The organism is Dactylosporangium siamense (genome assembly GCF_016862795.1).
In the GTDB taxonomy this organism is placed as follows: Bacteria; Actinomycetota; Actinomycetes; order Mycobacteriales; family Micromonosporaceae; genus Dactylosporangium; species Dactylosporangium siamense.
The window spans coordinates 25,194-39,931 of the sequence record NZ_BONQ01000055.1; the positions used below are offsets into that span (position 1 = coordinate 25,194).

The window sequence follows — 14,738 nt, forward strand, 5'->3', positions numbered from 1 at the left end:
ACCGCAGCGGCGCATCCGGTGGGAGGCGACATGGCGGACAAGACGGTCCAGACCCGGGGCTGGACGCTGTGGTCACGCAGCGGCTACCGGGGCCCCAGCGACCTCAGACCCGGCTCCGTGGGGACGCCACACGTCGACGACGAGCCGCCCGACGAGGCGACACCGGTGCCCGCCGGTGCGCCGGTCGCGGGCCGCCGGAGGCCCGCCCGGCCGGCCGGCGCCGGCGGCCTCATCGACCGGATCATCGCCGACCGCTCGATCCGCATCGAGTACCAGGCCATCCACGACACCGAGCACGGCCAGGTCGTGGGGTTCGAGGCCCTCACCCGGGGGCCGGAAGGGCCGCTGCGCTCACCGGTGCAGCTGTTCGCCGCCGCGCAGGCCGTGGGCAGGCTCGGCGAGCTGGACTGGATCTGCCGGGTGACCGCGTTCCGGGAGATGCTCGACGCCGGGCTGCCGCCGTCGATCTCGCTGTTCGTCAACGTCGAGGCCGACTCGCTGATCGAACCCTGCCCGCCCGACCTGCTGCCGACCGTGCAGGAGGCCGAGCAGCGGCTGCGGGTGTACGTGGACCTGACCGGCCGGGCCATCTCCCGCTTCCCGTGCCAGGCCCTGGAGACCGCGCGCCGGGCCCGCGCCGCGAACTGGGGCGTCGCCATCAACGACATCGAGTTCAGTGCCGCCGGCGCCGCGCTGCTGCCGACCCTGGAACCCGACGTGGTCAAGCTCAACCATCAGCTGATCTCCAGCGGGCTCGGGCCGGCCAACATCGCGCTGATCGCCGCGATGGCCGAGTGCGAGCGGACCCGCGCGGCCCTGCTGGTGGAGCGGGTGGAGAACACCGACGCGTCGATGATCGCCCGGGCCGCCGGCTCGTACTTCCAGCAGGGTCACCTCCTCGGCCGGCCGGGGCCGCTGCCGGAGCACCTCCCGCAGCCGCTGCACCCGATCCCGCTGCTGGTCCACCCGGACCCGGACGAGGCGGTCAGCACCCCGTGGAGCGTGCTGTCGGCCGGCGGCGCCCGGCAGACCTCGGCCGTCAGCCAGGCCGGGCTCGACCACCTGATCCTGGGCATCACCACCAGAGCCGCCGTCGGCGACCAGGCACCCGCGGTCGCGGTCGTCACTCCGGCCGGCGCGGCGACGATGGCGCCGGAACGGCAGGTGATGTTCACGATGCTGCTGGAACGCTGCCCGCTCGTCATCATCGTCGGCCCGGACGTGTCGGCGTGGAGCAGCTGGCGGGTCAGGGCCGCCGACATGCCGTCCGGGCACGCGTTCGCGCCCGAGACCTGTTTCGTGGTCCTGTCCCCCGGGCTGGCGATGGCCGTCGCCGGCCGGCCGCACGGCGGGCACCCACAGGACCCACCGGTGTGGGACATCGCCGTCAGCCAGAGTCCCGACCTGTGCCGCACGGTGATGCGGCAGATCCTGCGCACCGTGGACACCCTCGCCGGCGGCGTCCACCACCCCGGCTGACGGCCGCTACGGGGACCGGGTCACCGCCGCGCGGTCGTCGTGACGGCGGGGCTCCGGCGTGCCGGCCAGCCGCTGCTGCTCCTCCGCCACGATCATCCGGGCCAGCTGCACCTCGGAGATGTCCACGGCACCCGGCGAGGCCTGCGCGATCTCGCTGTGCCGGACGTACGCGTCGAACAGCTGCGCCTTCGAACCGAGGATCTCGATCATCCGCTCATCGACCGAGTCCGCGATCAGCAGGCGGTGCACCTGGACCGTGCGCACCTGACCCATCCGGTGCGCCCGGGCGATCGCCTGCGCCTCGATGGACGGCTTCACCTGCGGCTCGCACAGGATCACCACCGAGGCCGCCTGGATGTTCACGCCGACCCCGGCCGCCTCGATCTGGCAGACCAGGACGGCCGGCTTCTTCGCGGCGGTGAACTCGTCCACGATGCGCTGGCGGTCGGCGACCGGCGTCGAGCCGGTGATCGGCCCGCGGGCGGCATCGCCGAGGGCGGCGCCCACCACGGCGAGGACGTCGCGGAAATAGGAGAAGACGACGACCTTGCGCTTCGCGGCCATGGCCTCGTGGGCGAGCTCGAGCAACCGGGTGAGCTTTGCCGAGTCGTTCGGCCGGTGTACGGCGAACGCCGCCCGCCGCATCGCCATGAAGTTCCCTTCCCGCACCGCGGTCCGGTACGCCGCCGCGTCCTCGGCGCCGAACTCCTCCCACTCGTCGACCTGCACCAGCTCCGGCAGCTCGGTGAGCACGTCGGGCTGGTTGCGGCGCAGGTACACCGGCGCCGCCGCGCGCCGGAACGCCTCGACACTGATCGCCGCGTGCTCGGGCCCCATGTCGGCGGCGATCTCCGGCCGCAGGTGGTCGATCAGCGCCCGGAACTCGTCGATCCGGTTCTCCATCGGGGTGCCGGTGAGGAACAGCACCCGGTCGGACTCCGCCGCGACCCGGTTGACCGCCTGCGAGCGCTTCGCGTCGGGGTTCTTCACGTAGTGCGCCTCGTCGACGATCAGCATGGCGGGCCTGGGCGGGGGCAGCTTCAGCGCGCCGAGCGAGCCGAACGTGACCACGCCGACACCGCCCTGGGCCCGCCACCGGGCGGCGGCCCGCGCCCGGCCGTTGCCGTGCAGCGTGACGACCGGGATCGTCGAGTGCTTGGCGACCTCGCGGCTCCAGTTGATCAGGACGCTGGCCGGGCACACGACGAGGAAGTGGGTGGCGCCACGCGCGGCCAGGTGCGCCATCGCGGCGATGGCCTGGACCGTCTTGCCGAGCCCCATCTCGTCGCCGAGGACGACGCGCCGCTGTACCAACGCGAAACGTGCACCGAAGGACTGGTAGCCACGCAGTCGCAGGTTGTCGCTGAGCCGGGACGTGTCCAGCTGCTGCGCGCCGACCCGCTCGACGATGTCCGCGGGCAGGAACCCCTCACTGGCGGCGACGTCACCGCCGAGCCCGACGACCTGACTGAGCAGGCCGTAGTAGTCCGCCGAGCGCTGCTCGAAGTCGCGCCAGACCTGCCGGTCGGTCGGGGTGCGCAGCGCGCGGAGGTCCCGGGCCGCCTGCGGCACGGCGGTGTCCAGCAGCGCGCCGATCCGCCGCGCGGCGTCCTCGGCGACGGCCTTGTCCGCGGCCCGCATGAACAGCCGGCGCAGCGGCCCGACCCCGGCCGGCGCGGCGACCGGCCGCAGCGCGGCGAGGTCCGCGGCGAGGCGTCCGGCGTCGGCCTCGTGCGCCCCGGCCGCGTGCCACACCATGCCGAAGCTGGCGAGGGCCCGCACCAACCGGGTCATCTCGGGGTTCTTCGGGTCGAACTCGATCCGGAACTGCAGCGAGTCCTGCGCCGCCCGTTTGAGCTGCTCGGCGGCGTGAATGGTCTTGCGGGCCGTGCCCTCACCGATGCCGGGCACGCCGACCAGCCGCGCCGGCCCGGCCCGCAGCACGTCGGCCACCGAACGGATGCCGTGGGCGGGCAGCTCGTCCAGCCTGGCCCGGCCGTCCACGGTGTCCTTGACCGTGTCGACCGACATCTGCTCGAGCGCGGTCCACACCTGGGGCTCGCGCGCGACCTCATACGCCGCGACGACCTCCGCACGGCCCGCGCCGACGGTGTCGACGATCGCTTCGGCGTCGGCCTGCACCTCGGCCGCACGGGCGAGCAACGCCCGCACCTCCCTGCGACTCCAGGCCGTCATGGGGGGCTGCGGAGACATGCCCTTGAACGTACCGACAGACCGCCCGCGGCGCTCGCCGGATATCACCGCCGAACACCGGGCGTCAGGCGGGCGTGATGTCGACGAGAGCCGCACCCGCCGACGACGACCACCCCCACCGCCTGACGCCGCAGCGGGTCGACACCCGGGAAGTCCACGGCCAGCAACACTCGCTCGCACTGCGTCAACGGCCGTGCGCCCATGCCACGATCATTCCACCGGCAGCGTCACGGCCCGCCGCGAGCCGGGGCGTCCGGGCTGGGGCAGCCACGATCATTCCACCGGCAGCCGTCACGGCCCGCCGCGGGCCAGGCCTTCCGGCGGGGCGTCCGGGCCGGGCAGCGCCGACAGTTCGTGATAGGCGGCCAGGACCGCGGCGGTCCGTTCGGCCACCTCGGCGACCGCGTCCGGGGCGAACGGGTCACCGTCGTCCACCCGCCGGGCCCGGCGCAGCGCGCCGCGGACCTGCTCGGTGCGGTGCTGCTGGTGGGCGTGTTCGCCGGAGATCTCGGCCAGCCGGTGCAGCGCCCCGAGCCGCTCGGCGATCGCCCCGGTCAGCTCGTCGTGGCGGGCGCGGATCTCGGCGCGGCGGTCCGCGACCTCCGCGCGCAGCGGCGCCCGCTCCGGCAGGCCGCGCACCGCCTCGTCCAGGTCCTTCAGCGCCCGGTCCGTCCCGGCCCGCCGGACCAGCAGCACGGCGAGGCCCCACCGGGCCCGGTCGAGCGCCGGCCCGATGTCGGTGGGCTCGGCCATCGCGCCGAGGGCCGGCCACGCCGCGCGGATGCGCCCGATCGACTGCCGGGCCTCGCTCCAGGCGCCCCGCTCGTGCTGCGGCACGACGACCAGGCCGTGTCGCGGGGCGAGGACGGACGGCGCCAGCCCACGCGCGCTGGAGCCGATCCCGAACAACGCCACCGTCGACATCACCGCCAGCAGCGGCGACACCGGCCACAGCGCCAGGCCGACCGGCGGGAGCAGCCACCACCAGCGCACCAGCCGCAGCGTCCACCGGGCATCCGGATCGCCGACCACGAAGTCCGCCGGCTCACGGGAGGTATGGGTGCCCACGGGCAGATCATCCACTACCGCGGGCCGGTGCGACCACCTCGACAGTCGCCGGGCACCGCATCAGCCGGGTGCCGACCACGGTGATCACGGCGGCATCCACGGTGACGCCGAACCGCTGCAGCGCGGGCCCGTCCAGCAACGCCACCATGCCGAGGACCGTGACCGGATCCGTCACGATCACCGTCACCGCCGTGGGCATCGGGTCGGACACGTCACCATCGCAGAGCGACCGCCTGTTTCGAGCCTGACGGCACGCAGCACGGCCCGGCAACGGTTCCGTGACAGGTGGTTGTGAGGGTGTTGTGGAGGCACGGCGGATCAACGGACCGGCGGCGCCGGCGGTGGTTGAATCGCGCGCATGCGGACGTCCTTGCAGCGCACCGTCTACACGATCTACGCACGCCGGCTCCGTGCCCAGCTCACCGGCGCGGACCTGCCACGGCACATCGCGATCGTCATGGACGGCAACCGCCGCTGGGCCCGGCAGGCGGGTTTCGAGGACGCCAGGATCGGCCACCGCTACGGCGCCGAACACCTCGACGAGGTGCTGCGCTGGTGCGCCGAGATGGGCGTCCGGCACGTCACCGTGTTCGTGGCATCCGTCGACAACCTGCGCAAACGCGCCGCCGACGAGGTCGGCAACCTGATGCGCATGATGGAGGAGGTGGTCGCCGAGCGCCTGCGGAAGCCGACCAGCATCTGGCAGGTGCACCTGGCCGGCCGGCTGGACGTCCTGCCCGACTCCACCCGCCATGCCCTGAAGCTGGCTGAGGAGGCCACCCGGGACAACGGCGCGGACTTCCACCTCACCATCGCCATCGGCTACGACGGCCGCGAGGAGATCGTCAACGCCATCCGGTCGCTGCTGGAGACGGCGGCACGGGCCGGTCACGGCATCGACGACGTCGCGCAGCGGCTGAGCGCCGACCAGATCGCCGCGCACCTCTACACCAGTGGTCAGCCCGACCCCGACCTGGTCATCCGCACCAGCGGGGAGCGCCGGATGTCGGGCTTCCTGCTGTGGCAGGCCGCGTACTCCGAACTGCACTTCTGCGACGTCTACTGGCCCGGATTCCGGAAGGTCGACTTTCTCCGCGCGCTGCGGTCGTACGCCGCCCGGCACCGGCGGTTCGGCGCGTAGTCCTCACGCCGGTGACAGGTGGCTGACGACGTCGACGACCCCGTCGACGCGCTCGATCCGGTGGATCAGCGCGGGGACGAGCGAGCCGTGCTCCACCTCGCCCAGCAGGGTCACCACCCCGTCGTCGACCTCCACCCGCAGCTGGGACCTCTGCACGCCGGCCACCCCTTTGAGCGCCTCGTCGACGATCTCGCGGCGGATGTCCGCGTCGGTGCGCAGGAACACCTTCAACAGGTCCCGGCGGGTCACCATGCCGATCAGCCGGCCCGAGCCGTCGACGACCGGGAGCCGCTTGAGCTCGTCGTGCTCCATGGCCCGGGCCGCGGCGACGAGGGACGTGGTGCTGGTGACGGTGACGGCCGGGGCGTTCATCAGCTCGCCGGCGGCGGTGGCCTGCGCCTTGCCGCGCGCCTGGCGGGTGTGCCGGCCCTCGAACGACCGCGGCTGGTCACCGTCCCCGGCGAACTCGATCTTCGGCACCAGGTCGGCCGACGACACCACGCCGACGACCCGGTCGGACCCGTCGACGACCGGCACCGCGTTGATCGCATGGGCCTCCAGGAGGTCGACGATCTCCTTGAACGGCGTGTCCTCCCGCACCGATATCGCGCCGATCGTCATCACGTCGGCGACGTTCCAGCGGCTCATGGCGTTCCTCCCTCGTGCGGCTCCTGCGCCGAACGTATGGCTCCCCGGACTCCCGCGGCAGGGCACAACGACACCTCCGCGGGTGACGTCCGGCCGGTCCCGCGAATCCGGGTCCATCGGCCCTGCCCGGGACCGGCGACCGTGTCTACGTTCCGCGATGAGGGAGTTGTGAACCCGTAAGGAGGGAACCCATGAACGCCAACCGGATCGTGGTCGGCTACGACGGCTCCGACGAGGCCCGCAAGGCGGTGGACTGGGCCGCTGTGGAGGCCGAGCGGTCCCTCGCCCAGTTGCAGATCGTGCACGGCTACCAAGCCGTGTGGCCCGGCATCTACTACGACGTCACGGCGGAGCTCATCGAGGCGGCCGAACGCGACGGTCAGCGGATCGTCGCCGAAGCGGTCGCCCGGGTCCGGGAACACCACGTCGGCATCGACGTCATCGGCACCGCCCTGCACGCCCCGGGTGCGGCGACGCTGCTTGACCTGAGCGGCGCCGCGAGCCTGCTGGTCGTCGGCAACCGCGGCGGCGGCGGGGTCAGCAACCTGCTGCTGGGTTCGGTGAGCCAGCAGGTCGCGACGCACGCCCGCACCCCGGTCGCGGTCGTGCGCGGGCACTGGGACGCGACCGGCGGCCCGGTCGTGGTCGGGGTCGACGGGTCGGCGTCGGCGGAGGTGGGCCTACGGCTCGCGTTCGAGGCCGCCGCCGCCCGTGACACCGGGCTCGTGGCGATCCGCGCGTACCTGCCGCCGTCACCGGCGTTGATCCCCGCCGACGCCGCCGAAGCGGCCGAACGGGCGGTGCTGGAGTCGTCGCTGATGGGCTGGCGCGAGCGGTACCCCGGCGTCAAGGTCGAGGCACTCGTGGCCGTCGGCCGGGCCGCGAAGGTCCTCATCGGCGTGTCGCACACGGCGCAGCTCCTCGTGGTCGGCAGCCGCGGGCACGGTGGCTTCACCGGGCTGTTGCTGGGCTCCGTCGGGCAGCAGCTGATGCACTACGCGGAATGCCCGGTGCTGATCGCGCACGCGCCTGCGGCCGGGTGAGCCGGCCGGGTGAGATCAGGGACGGCGGGGGGTGACCAGGCCCGACTCGTAGGCGATGACCACCAGCTGGGCGCGGTCCCGGGCGTGCAGTTTGGTCATGGCGCGGTTGACGTGGGTCTTCGCGGTCACCGGGCTGATCACCATGCGGGCGGCGATCTGGTCGTTGGACAGGCCCTGCGCGACCAGGGTGACGGCCTCGCGTTCGCGGCCGGTCAGCCCGCGCAGCGCGGTCGCGGCGCCGGGGTGCGGTGGCTGGGCGACGTAGCGGTCGATCAGTTTGCGGGTGATCGACGGCGCGAGCAGCGCGTCGCCCCGCGCCGCGACCCGGACGGCGTGCAGGAAGTCCTCGGGCTCGATGTCCTTGACGAGGAAGCCGGCCGCGCCGGCCCGCAGCGCGTCGAAGACGTGTTCGTCCAGCCCGTAGTTGGTCAGGATGACGACGTGCACCGCGGCCAGGGCCGGGTCCGCCACGATGCGCCGGGTCGCCTCGATGCCGTCGACGACCGGCATCTGGATGTCGACGAGCGCGATGTCCGGCAGGTGCCGCCGCGCCAGCGCCACGCCTTCGGCGCCGTCGGCGGCCTCGGCCACCACCGTGATGTCGTCCTCGGCGTCGAGCAGGGCGCGGAACCCGCTGCGGATGAGCGGCTGGTCGTCGACGAGCAGGACCCGGATCACGGGGCACCCTCGACCGGCAGCTCGGCCTGCACCGTGAACCCGCCCTCGCGGCGCGCCTCCGCCCGCAGCCGGCCGCCGAGCGCGGTCACGCGTTCGCGCATCCCGAGCAGGCCGACCCCGGGCACCGGCGCCGTGCCGGGCGTCGCGCGGCCGTCGTCGTCGACCTGGAGGTGCACCGCGCCGGGCCGGTACGCGACCCGCACCGACGTGGTCGTGGCAGCGGCGTGCCTGGCGACGTTGGTCAGCGACTCCTGCACGATCCGGTAGGCGGTGCGGTCCACCGCGGCCGGCAGGTCGGTGCGCTGCCCCTCGATCGTCAGGGTCGCCGGCGGGACCGCCCGCCGCACCAGGTCCGGCAGCTGGTCGAGGCCGCACCGCTCGGTCCCGCCGTCGTCGCGCAGTGTCTCCAGGGTCGCGCGGAGCTCCCGGGCCGCTTCCCGCCCGGCGTCCCGGATCGCCAGCAGGGCCTCCGGGACCTGCTCGCCCCGCTTCTGCGCCAGGTGCACCGCCGCCTCCGCCTGCACCTTGATCACCGAGATCTGGTGGGTGAGCGAGTCGTGCAGCTCCCGGGCGATGTGCAGCCGCTCCTCGTCGGCCCGCCGCAGCGCGCTCTCCTCGCGGCCGCGCTCGGCCTCGTCGGCCCGGCGTTCGGCCTGGCGCAACGCCTCACCCGCCGCGCCGGCGGCGATCAGCCAGGCCAGCTCGAGCACCCCTCTCGCCTGTGCGAACGCCCGGGCCGCGTCGTGCAGCCCGGACGCCATCGCGGCGAGGGGCAGGGCGGCCAGCATGATCACGCTCGTCACCACGGTGGCGGTGCGGTGGCCCGCCCGCACGGCCGCGTACACCGCGATCAGGTAGCCGACGGCGAACACGTTGTAGCCGGCCGCCTGGTACCCCACCGCGCACGACCCGGTGACGATCAGGACGGCGACCGGGGCGCGCCGGCGCACGGCCAGTGCCAGCCCGCCCGCGACGAGCAGCACCCCGCCGATGACGCCGGGGCCGGTGCTCTGCTCGGACAGGCCGGCCAGCAGCAGGATCGCGGCGACGCCGGCGGCGACCACCCAGTCCCGGACCCCGATCCGCGCACCGCCCATGCAGGCACAGTAGCCGGGTCTTCACCGTGGCGAATCATGCCTGACGGCCACGGCCGGATACCACGACCGTGGTAGATCCCGGCGCCGCTACCACGTCCGCGGCAGCGCGAAGTGCCCACGCCGGCACGATGCGGTGCGGGGGTCGGGGCGGCCACGATCGACGGCATCCAGCCTTCGCACAGACGAGGAGCCCCGCCATGTCCGTCCGCCTCCTGCTCGCCGAGTCCGTCAGCTCGTCCACCCTGACCACCGACCGGCTCGTGGCCACCGCGGCGGCGTTCGTGGCGCTGGCCGGCGCGGTCACCGGCGCGCTCGCCCTGGCCCGCGCGTCCCGCCGGCGCACCGTTGTCGCCCTGTCGGCCGGTGCGATCGGCGTGCTGGTCGGCGTCCTCGTCCTGGCCACCGCCGACGGTGGGCCGGGCACCGGCAACGGTGTCGTCGGGGGCTACGCGGCCATCGTGTTCGGGCTGGCCGCCGTGGTCCTCGGTGGCCTGGCCGTCGCGCATTCCCGCCGCGCGGCCTGAGCTTGTCCGGCCCCGCTCTGGTCGAAGAGCGAAACCATCGACTACGGGACCGGTCGGTACCAGGCTTCCGAAACAGAAATCTTGAACTACCTGGTGGATTAGGTGTCGCGGGCGACCTGTAATCCACCAGGTAGTTCGATGCGCGGGGTTCGACTGGCGAAGCTTTGTTCGATTTGGGTTGTTTGTGATCAACGGCGGTGTGGCACCACCGAATGATGACCGCGACGGCGGTGGATCATGCGAGTGCGGACCTGGCTTGGGATCACCGCAAGACGGCAGTCAGGGTGACCGCGCCACCCTGCCGCACGGCCGCAGGCCGGGCGGTGCCATCAAGTCCCCGCGCCTCCAGCTGAATATTCGCAGGGCGTGACGGCCAGCACCGCGAACCTCAGCCCCGGCCGAGGCCGGCGTCGCGGGCCCGGACGATGGCCTCGGCCCGGGTCGCCACCTGCAGCTTGGCGAAGATGGTGGAGATGTGGTTGCCGACGGTCTTGCCGGCCAGGCCGAGCCGGGTCGCGATGGTGGCGTTGGGCAGGCCGGCGGCGATGAGGTCGAGGACCTCGCGTTCGCGGCGGGTGAGGTCCGGAAACGCCTGCCCGGTCGCCGGTGCCGGCGCCGCGAAGAAGCTCAGCATGCGGCGGGCGACCCCAGGGCCGAAGACGGCGCCGCCGGCGGCGACGGTGACGATCGCGTGGGAGATCTCCTCCTGCGACGCGCCCTTGATGAGATAGCCGCGGGCGCCGGCGCGCATGGCGGCGAAGATGGAGTCGTCGTCCCCGAACATGCTCAGCACGAGCACGGCGACGGCCGGCGCCAGACGGGTGATCTCGGCGGTGGCGGCGACGCCGTCGAGGTCGGGCATGCGCAGGTCCATGACGAGGACGTCGGGCTGTGCGGTGACCGCGACCCGGACCGCCTCCCGGCCGGTGGCCGCCTCGGCGACCATTTCCAGGCCGGGCAGGGACGCGAACAACGCGCGCAGCCCGTCCCGCACGACCGGGTGGTCGTCCGCGACAGCGACGCGGGTCATGATGCCACCGCACCGCGGGTCATGATGCCACCGCACCGCGGGTCATGACGGCCACCGCGACGCGGGTCATGACGGCACCGCCAGCGGCAGGACGGCGACGACCCGCCCGCCGGTCGGGGTCGGGCCCGCGACACAGGTGCCGCCGAGCTCGGTCGCGCGTTCCCGGATCGAGGTCAGTCCGACGCCGGGGATCCAGGGCCCGTCGGGCGATCCGTCGTCGACGACCGACAGCCGGACCGCCGAGTCGACGGCAAGTTCGACCCGGGCGGCGCCGGCGTTCGCGTGCCGGGCCACGTTCGTCAGGGCCTCGGTGCCGATGCGGTACACGGCGACCTCCACCGCGGCGGGCAGCGCCGGCAGCGTGTCGGGTGCGTCGACGGTGACCGCGAGGGGCAGCGTCGCCCCGTGCCGGCGCAGGGCACCGGCGAGGCCGAGCTCGTCGAGTGTCGGTGGGCGCAACCCGTACACCAGGCGGCGGACGTCATCGATCGCCTCCCGGATGTCACGGCGGAGCTCGGCCAGCAGCGCCGTGGCCTGTTCGGGTGCCCCGGTCACGAGGTTGTGTGCGGCGTCGGCCTTGAACCCGGCGCCGGTGAGCGCGGGCCCGAGCCCGTCGTGCAGGTCGCGGTGCAGGCGGCGGCGTTCCTCCTCGCGGGCGGCGACGATGCGCTCCCGGGACGCCTGCACCTCCTCGGCGAGCGCGGAGGCGTGCAGCGCGGTGGCGAGGGGCCCGGCGAGCAGGTCGAGGACGGCGTGGTCCGCGGCGGCGAGCCGGCGGTCGCCGGACCGGACCCCGACGAGCAGCTCGCCGACCCGGGCACCGTGGAAGGTCAGGGGCACAGTGTGCAGGCTAGCCGGTGGTTGGCCGGCCGCGGCGAGTTCCCGCCCGTCGCGGCGCAGCGCGGCGAACGGCAGCCGCAGCGCGTCGCGGATGCCGTCCAGGACCCCGGTCAGGTCGTCGGCGGCCAGGCGCGCGCCGACCCGCGACACGGCGAGGACGGGGTCGGACCGGGAGCCGTACAGCAGCCGGTCGACCCGCCGCTGCGACCAGACCCGGACCGGGTTGAACGCCAGCGCGATCAGCAGCGTCGCGAGCAGCGGGGCGCCGGCACCGCGCAGCAGCGCGTCGAAGAGGGTCAGCAGCCCGGCGTACGCGCCGATGACGGCGAGGCTCAGCGCCAGGTAGAGCACGGTGCGGGACAGCACCAGCCGGATGTCGAGCAGCTGGTGGCGCAGGATCGCGATGGTGACCGCCACCGGCACGAGCGGGATGGCGAGCAGCAGCAGGATCGGTCCGCCGCCGACCAGCCACCGCGGCAGGTTCAGTCCGACCGCCACGATCAGCGCCCAGACCAGCCACAGCAGTTGCCGGCGGAGCTGTTCGTCGCCGCGCCGGTAACGCACCACCAGCGCACCGATCGCGCCGAGCAACGCAAACAGCGGCGCCAGGTTCGCGGCGAACCACAGCGGCCCGAGCGCGTCGTAGAACGGCAGCTCGATGTACGAGTGCACGGCCCGATCGGCGATGACCAACGGGGAAGGCCCGGTGGCCATCGCGGCGGTGAAGCACACCCCGACGGCGACGGTCGCCCGAAACAGCCAGCGCCAGGGCGGCGAGACCGGCCGGCCGGTCGGGAAGACCTGCAGGGCGAGGGGCAGGAACATGCAGATCCCCCACGGCCACGCCGCGTAGAACACGCTGGCCAGCAGCCGCAGCGTCCACTCCGGCCAGCCATGGGTGATGCCGAGCAGCAGCACCGGCGTGATCGCGGCCGTCGTGAGCGGCGCGAGCCCGGCGCCGAGCAGGAGCCAGCCGACCCGGTTGGCGGGCCGCTGCACCGCGAGGATCCCGCCGCAGCCGGCGAAGCCCACCCCGATCGCGGTGTTGGTGAGCATGTAGGAGTCGACCAAGTCACCCAGCGACACCCGCTGACCGGCCACGCCGGCGACGGCGACCAGCACCTCCACGCCGGCGAGGGCGCACAACGTCCAGGCCAAGGGTCTCCGCGAGCTCACGCAAACCATGGTGCGGCACGAGCCGCGTTCGGGGATGGGGGCAGGCCCCTACCCGACCGGGCGGAATTCCCCGGGCGCTCGGGGACGGCGCCTCAACCGGTCGGGGGCGGGCCGGCGCGACAGTCGACGGCATCATCGACCGCCTCCGAAAGGACGCGCCATGTCCGTCGCCACCGCCGCACCACCGGCCACCGCCACGCGCGACACCCGCACCGCCCGCCGGGTCGCCGCCGCCGTGCTGCTGCCGCTCGGCCCGCTGTCCGTCGCCGTCCTGCGGGGCGTCCTGCCGTACTTCCACGCCGCCGACAACCGGGAGACGGTCACCCAGACCGCGGCCCACCTCGGCCGGCAGGACACTGTGCTCTGGCTCAGCGTCGTCGCGCTCGCCGCGTTGATCCCCTCGGCGCTGGCGGCGGGCCGGCTCGCCCAGCGACGCGCTCCGGTGCTGGCGCTGCTCGGCGTCGGCCTGCTGGTGCCGGCGTTCGCCGCCCTGTTCTTCTTCGCCGGTGACCCGACGATCCGGGCCGTCGCCGGCGGGGCGGTCGACACCGACACCGCCGTGCGGGTGCTCGACGCGCAGACCGCCCTGGCGCCGCTCGGCGCCGCCGCGTTCATGTTCGTCGCCGGGCACATCCTCGGCATGGTCCTGCTCGGCGCCGCCCTGTGGCGCGCGCACGCCGTCCCGGTCTGGGCCGCCGTCGCGGCCATCGTGTCGCAGCCGCTGCACCTCGCGTTCGTCCTGATCGGCAACCAGCCGCTGGACGCCGCCGCGTGGGGGCTGACCGCGCTCGGGTTCGCCGTCGCGGCGGTGCGTGTCCTGCGCACCCCGGACGACGACTGGGATCTCGCCCCCGTTTCCCGTGCTGTTTGAGAGAGGAAATCATCATGCGCACATTCCGGATCGGACTGGTCATCGCCGCACTGCTGGGCGTCGCCGACATCGCCGCCGCGATCGCGGGAGGTGGTGACACGCCACCGCTGCCGGTCGCCGCCGCGGCCGTCGCGCTCGGCCTGATCACCCTCGTCGCGGTCGGCTACGGCTGGCGTGGTCGCCGCTCGGCGGTCGCCACCGTCGTGGTCACGCGGGTGCTGTCGGCGCTCGGCGCGGTGCCGGCGTTCTTCGCCGACGACGTGCCGGCGGCGTTCGTCGCGTCCGCGGCGGTACTGGTGGTGCTGACCGCCGTGGTCGCCGCCCTGCTCGCCCCGCGCCTTCGCCGACGACCCGCCACTGTGTAACGCCGGCCGGCGTGCACCACCGACGGTGCACGCCGGACCCGGTGCTCAGGCGTCACCCGACGGCGCCACGGGTGGCTGAAGGCGGCGGGCACCCGGACCTTCGCGGCCGAGCATGTCGCGCGGGTTGGTCAGGTGGCAGACCCGCAGCGACAGGCAGCCGCAGCCGATGCACTCGGTGAGGTCGTCCCGCAGTGCCTGCAGCTGCGCGATGCGCGCGTCGAGCTCGGCCCGCCAGCCCATGGACAGCAGGGCCCAGTCCTCGCGGGTCGGGGTGCGTTCGCTCGGCAGCCGGTCCAGGGCGTCGCGGATCACGGCCAGGGAGATCCCGACGTGCTGGGACGCGCGGATGAAGGCGACCCGGCGCAGCGTGTCGCGGCTGTACCGGCGCTGGTTGCTCGGTGTCCTCGTGCTGCGGATGAGCCCGTGCCGCTCGTAGAAGTGCAGGGCGGAGATCGCCACGCCGCTGCGGTCGGCGACCTGGCCGACGGTGAGCTCGTGGAACGTGGTGCGGGGCCTCGGCATGCGTCGAACATAGCGCTTGACCTCAACCATAGTTGAGGCCAG

At 73.8% G+C, this 14,738-nt stretch carries 15 protein-coding genes; 6 read left to right on the forward strand and 9 right to left on the reverse strand.

What is annotated here, in order from left to right; translation table 11 throughout:
* Positions 1 to 30: 30 nt before the first annotated feature.
* The gene (locus tag Dsi01nite_RS18670; RefSeq protein WP_203847461.1) at positions 31 to 1,479 is read left to right on the forward strand and encodes an EAL domain-containing protein; all 1,449 of its coding nucleotides are present in this window, start codon (positions 31 to 33) and stop codon (positions 1,477 to 1,479) included.
* 6 nt (positions 1,480 to 1,485) lie between these two features.
* Here Dsi01nite_RS18670 and Dsi01nite_RS18675 read toward each other — a convergent pair whose 3' ends face one another.
* The 3 genes from Dsi01nite_RS18675 to Dsi01nite_RS18685 form a co-directional block, all read right to left on the reverse strand.
* Positions 1,486 to 3,693 carry a DEAD/DEAH box helicase gene (locus Dsi01nite_RS18675; protein ID WP_239135991.1) on the reverse strand — a complete coding sequence of 736 codons (2,208 nt, stop codon included), beginning with the start codon at positions 3,691 to 3,693 and terminating at the stop codon, positions 1,486 to 1,488.
* Positions 3,694 to 3,984: 291 nt separating this feature from the next.
* Positions 3,985 to 4,761: a hypothetical protein gene (locus Dsi01nite_RS18680; protein ID WP_203847462.1), complete on the reverse strand. Its 777-nt coding sequence runs from the start codon at positions 4,759 to 4,761 to the stop codon at positions 3,985 to 3,987.
* 7 nt (positions 4,762 to 4,768) lie between these two features.
* The gene (locus tag Dsi01nite_RS18685) at positions 4,769 to 4,972 is read right to left on the reverse strand and encodes a hypothetical protein (RefSeq protein WP_203847463.1); all 204 of its coding nucleotides are present in this window, start codon (positions 4,970 to 4,972) and stop codon (positions 4,769 to 4,771) included.
* A 147-nt stretch (positions 4,973 to 5,119) separates the two neighbouring features.
* Here Dsi01nite_RS18685 and uppS point away from each other — a divergent pair, with 147 nt between their 5' ends.
* Positions 5,120 to 5,902 carry a polyprenyl diphosphate synthase gene (uppS, locus tag Dsi01nite_RS18690; protein ID WP_203847464.1) on the forward strand — a complete coding sequence of 261 codons (783 nt, stop codon included), beginning with the start codon at positions 5,120 to 5,122 and terminating at the stop codon, positions 5,900 to 5,902.
* 3 nt (positions 5,903 to 5,905) lie between these two features.
* Here the strand turns inward: uppS and Dsi01nite_RS18695 are convergent, their stop codons facing one another.
* Positions 5,906 to 6,550 (reverse strand): CBS domain-containing protein, encoded by a 645-nt coding sequence (locus tag Dsi01nite_RS18695; protein WP_203847465.1) that lies wholly within the window; start codon positions 6,548 to 6,550, stop codon positions 5,906 to 5,908.
* 191 nt (positions 6,551 to 6,741) lie between these two features.
* Here Dsi01nite_RS18695 and Dsi01nite_RS18700 point away from each other — a divergent pair, with 191 nt between their 5' ends.
* Positions 6,742 to 7,593: a universal stress protein gene (locus tag Dsi01nite_RS18700; RefSeq protein WP_203847466.1), complete on the forward strand. Its 852-nt coding sequence runs from the start codon at positions 6,742 to 6,744 to the stop codon at positions 7,591 to 7,593.
* Between the two features lie 15 nt (positions 7,594 to 7,608).
* Here Dsi01nite_RS18700 and Dsi01nite_RS18705 read toward each other — a convergent pair whose 3' ends face one another.
* Entirely contained in the window at positions 7,609 to 8,271 is a 663-nt protein-coding gene (locus Dsi01nite_RS18705) for a response regulator (protein WP_203847467.1), read from the reverse strand.
* The gene (locus Dsi01nite_RS18710) at positions 8,268 to 9,368 is read right to left on the reverse strand and encodes a sensor histidine kinase (RefSeq protein WP_203847468.1); all 1,101 of its coding nucleotides are present in this window, start codon (positions 9,366 to 9,368) and stop codon (positions 8,268 to 8,270) included. Before Dsi01nite_RS18710 ends, Dsi01nite_RS18705 begins: the two co-directional genes overlap by 4 nt.
* A 197-nt stretch (positions 9,369 to 9,565) precedes the next feature.
* Here Dsi01nite_RS18710 and Dsi01nite_RS18715 point away from each other — a divergent pair, with 197 nt between their 5' ends.
* Positions 9,566 to 9,892, forward strand: a complete 327-nt coding sequence (locus Dsi01nite_RS18715; protein ID WP_203847469.1) for a DUF6223 family protein — start codon at positions 9,566 to 9,568, stop codon at positions 9,890 to 9,892.
* 388 nt (positions 9,893 to 10,280) lie between these two features.
* Here Dsi01nite_RS18715 and Dsi01nite_RS18720 read toward each other — a convergent pair whose 3' ends face one another.
* On the reverse strand, positions 10,281 to 10,922 hold the full coding sequence (locus Dsi01nite_RS18720) for a response regulator transcription factor (protein WP_203847470.1): 642 nt from the start codon (positions 10,920 to 10,922) through the stop codon (positions 10,281 to 10,283).
* Positions 10,923 to 10,988: 66 nt separating this feature from the next.
* Positions 10,989 to 12,938, reverse strand: a complete 1,950-nt coding sequence (locus Dsi01nite_RS18725) for a histidine kinase (protein ID WP_203847471.1) — start codon at positions 12,936 to 12,938, stop codon at positions 10,989 to 10,991.
* Between the two features lie 160 nt (positions 12,939 to 13,098).
* Here Dsi01nite_RS18725 and Dsi01nite_RS18730 point away from each other — a divergent pair, with 160 nt between their 5' ends.
* Both Dsi01nite_RS18730 and Dsi01nite_RS18735 read left to right on the forward strand, forming a co-directional pair.
* The gene (locus Dsi01nite_RS18730) at positions 13,099 to 13,809 is read left to right on the forward strand and encodes a hypothetical protein (RefSeq protein ID WP_203847472.1); all 711 of its coding nucleotides are present in this window, start codon (positions 13,099 to 13,101) and stop codon (positions 13,807 to 13,809) included.
* Between the two features lie 14 nt (positions 13,810 to 13,823).
* A complete protein-coding gene (locus Dsi01nite_RS18735; RefSeq protein WP_203847473.1) occupies positions 13,824 to 14,174 on the forward strand; it encodes a hypothetical protein in 351 nt (116 codons plus the stop codon).
* Positions 14,175 to 14,219: 45 nt separating this feature from the next.
* On the opposite strand, the gene soxR is transcribed toward Dsi01nite_RS18735, so the two are convergent.
* On the reverse strand, positions 14,220 to 14,696 hold the full coding sequence (gene soxR, locus Dsi01nite_RS18740) for a redox-sensitive transcriptional activator SoxR (protein WP_203847474.1): 477 nt from the start codon (positions 14,694 to 14,696) through the stop codon (positions 14,220 to 14,222).
* Between the last annotated feature and the right edge of the window lie 42 nt (positions 14,697 to 14,738).

What these genes read in the sequence shown, in the direction of transcription:
- Dsi01nite_RS18735 (WP_203847473.1), top strand. Translation starts at nt 13,824, where the DNA reads ATGCGCACATTCCGGATCGGACTGGTCATCGCCGCACTGCTGGGCGTC.
- soxR (WP_203847474.1), bottom strand. Translation starts at nt 14,696, where the DNA reads ATGCCGAGGCCCCGCACCACGTTCCACGAGCTCACCGTCGGCCAGGTC.
- Dsi01nite_RS18670 (WP_203847461.1), top strand. Translation starts at nt 31, where the DNA reads ATGGCGGACAAGACGGTCCAGACCCGGGGCTGGACGCTGTGGTCACGC.
- Dsi01nite_RS18700 (WP_203847466.1), top strand. Translation starts at nt 6,742, where the DNA reads ATGAACGCCAACCGGATCGTGGTCGGCTACGACGGCTCCGACGAGGCC.
- Dsi01nite_RS18695 (WP_203847465.1), bottom strand. Translation starts at nt 6,550, where the DNA reads ATGAGCCGCTGGAACGTCGCCGACGTGATGACGATCGGCGCGATATCG.
- uppS (WP_203847464.1), top strand. Translation starts at nt 5,120, where the DNA reads ATGCGGACGTCCTTGCAGCGCACCGTCTACACGATCTACGCACGCCGG.
- Dsi01nite_RS18715 (WP_203847469.1), top strand. Translation starts at nt 9,566, where the DNA reads ATGTCCGTCCGCCTCCTGCTCGCCGAGTCCGTCAGCTCGTCCACCCTG.
- Dsi01nite_RS18730 (WP_203847472.1), top strand. Translation starts at nt 13,099, where the DNA reads ATGTCCGTCGCCACCGCCGCACCACCGGCCACCGCCACGCGCGACACC.
- Dsi01nite_RS18720 (WP_203847470.1), bottom strand. Translation starts at nt 10,922, where the DNA reads ATGACCCGCGTCGCTGTCGCGGACGACCACCCGGTCGTGCGGGACGGG.
- Dsi01nite_RS18710 (WP_203847468.1), bottom strand. Translation starts at nt 9,368, where the DNA reads ATGGGCGGTGCGCGGATCGGGGTCCGGGACTGGGTGGTCGCCGCCGGC.
- Dsi01nite_RS18675 (WP_239135991.1), bottom strand. Translation starts at nt 3,693, where the DNA reads ATGTCTCCGCAGCCCCCCATGACGGCCTGGAGTCGCAGGGAGGTGCGG.